This window comes from Leisingera sp. G5_S3_59_S7, from assembly GCF_054968485.1.
Genome location: NZ_JBQKUH010000112.1, coordinates 1 through 1,795, shown reverse-complemented (window position 1 = coordinate 1,795; position 1,795 = coordinate 1). Strand labels below are relative to the sequence as shown.

The following is a 1,795-nucleotide window of genomic DNA, read 5'->3' as shown; positions in this document are numbered from 1 at the left end:
GTTCTCATCCTCCAGCGCCTTCAGCCGTGCGGCCTCCGACACCTCCATGCCGCCATACTTGGACTTCAGCTTGTAAAAGGTCGCCGGGCTCAGGCCGTGCCGACGGCACACCTCCGCCGTCGGCATCCCGGCTTCCTGCTCTTTGATCATCCCGATGATTTGCGCCACGGTGAAACGGCTCTTACGCATTCGTCTGCTCCTACATAGGTTGGGCAGACTCTACTTCATGGTGAGGGATTTTGCGGGGGGCAGGTCACCGTGGCCGCGCCGCAGCGCGGATTGTCCATCAATAGACCCGGGCGGAGGCTTGACTTCCATATGGCAGGTGACCATCTTGGCGGCATGATTATTCGCGAGTCATATGCACGGTTTCTTCTTCTGAACCGCCCGTTTCCTCGGGCGGCCTGAAACACGCGTTGTCGCGGCCTCCCGAGGTTTCTTCACCCTAAAACCTTGATAGCGGGCTTCCCCCCGCTTGCAGCGGGTAACCCCCGTTTGTGGAGAGCGATCGTGCTTACTGGTGAAAAAACCGGCAGCATGGCCGGTCAGCGGGTATTCTACCCGAACATCGAACCTCATGCCTATTCGCTTACTGACAGCGATGCAAACAAGCTGGAGCAGGTATTGGCCTTAGGCTCCTTGTCCCTGGAGGCGGCAGCAATTTTGCGTGCCAAAAACGACGGCGCAAGACGCATAACCGGGCCGGTCCCCGATGACCTGGTAGTGTCCGGCCGCCGAATTGAATTCATGATCAGCGGAGGTGGCGCCCAGCAGGGCACCCTTACAATGGACGCGGTACCCGCGCAGCGGCTTATCAGGGTTTCTTCGGTCCTGGGCGCGGCACTATTGGGTATGCGGATCCTGCAAAAGGCTCCTTTGCCTCGCGAGGACGGCAGCATTGCCACGCTTGTTGTGCTCAAGGTCTTCAGTTCTTCCTGACCGCTGCCCGTTCCTGCGGATCAATCACTGCAAAAAACCCACGGACACACACCACCGGGTATCCGGTGCTCTAAAGAGGAAAAACTCATGATGACGCCTAACAATGCCCCCCGCCCATCGCGGCGGCAACCCAAAGTCGTGCTTGCCCGCGAGACGCTGGACAAGCTTGAAGCACTGGCTGAGGGGGCCCTCAACCGCACACCTGAATTGGCTGACCGGCTGCTGGAAGAAATCGAGCGCGCCAAAGTCGTTACCACCAGAAAACTGCGCGGTGATGTCGTGGCAATAGGCCGCTCAGTCACCTATCGCGACGAATCTACTGGCCAGACCAAAACGGTGACACTGACGTTCCCGGAAGAAGCCGATATTTCCGAAGGACGCATTTCACTGATGACGCCGGTCGGCGTGGCGTTAATCGGCCTGTCCGAAGGTGCGTCTTTCCGCTGGAAACCGCTTGATGGGGAGGAGCGTTCTTTGACGGTGCTTAATGTCGGCCCGGATGCATAGCATGGCAACGCCCGGCAGCAGGGCAGAGTCCCATACATCGTGATGGGAGAATCCTGAGGTCCGCGGCGCTGTGCAGATGCTCTTATTCCGCCTCTGCCCCGGGGAGCAGCGCACTCCGTGCGAACCCGGGGAGAATTGTTACCTGAACTCTGATGTTCGCAATAATAGGGTATCGATATGTCTCAACTCAGGCTCCCGGAAACCTGCCCAAGCTGCGGTGCAAGCGTGCCGCGCGCCGCTGCGGGGCGCTGCCCCCATTGTCTAACTCGTTTTCGGGATCGAGCCGCATAATCCTGAAACTTGGTTTCACCCTGTGGAACCGGTCAGGATTGAATGCGAAATCTTGGAA

General features: G+C 58.8%; 3 protein-coding genes. 2 read left to right on the top strand and 1 reads right to left on the bottom strand.

Going from position 1 to position 1,795, the window contains the following annotated elements:
* Positions 1 to 189: transposase (locus ACTRWG_RS22720; RefSeq protein ID WP_462829985.1), on the bottom strand; the 189-nt coding region annotated here is incomplete at its 3' end.
* Positions 190 to 510: 321 nt separating this feature from the next.
* On the opposite strand from ACTRWG_RS22720, the gene ACTRWG_RS22715 reads away from it, so the two are divergent.
* Positions 511 to 939 (top strand): hypothetical protein, encoded by a 429-nt coding sequence (locus ACTRWG_RS22715; protein WP_462829984.1) that lies wholly within the window; start codon positions 511 to 513, stop codon positions 937 to 939.
* 87 nt (positions 940 to 1,026) lie between these two features.
* On the top strand, positions 1,027 to 1,446 hold the full coding sequence (gene rnk / locus ACTRWG_RS22710) for a nucleoside diphosphate kinase regulator (RefSeq protein ID WP_036796613.1): 420 nt from the start codon (positions 1,027 to 1,029) through the stop codon (positions 1,444 to 1,446).
* Positions 1,447 to 1,795 lie beyond the last annotated feature (349 nt).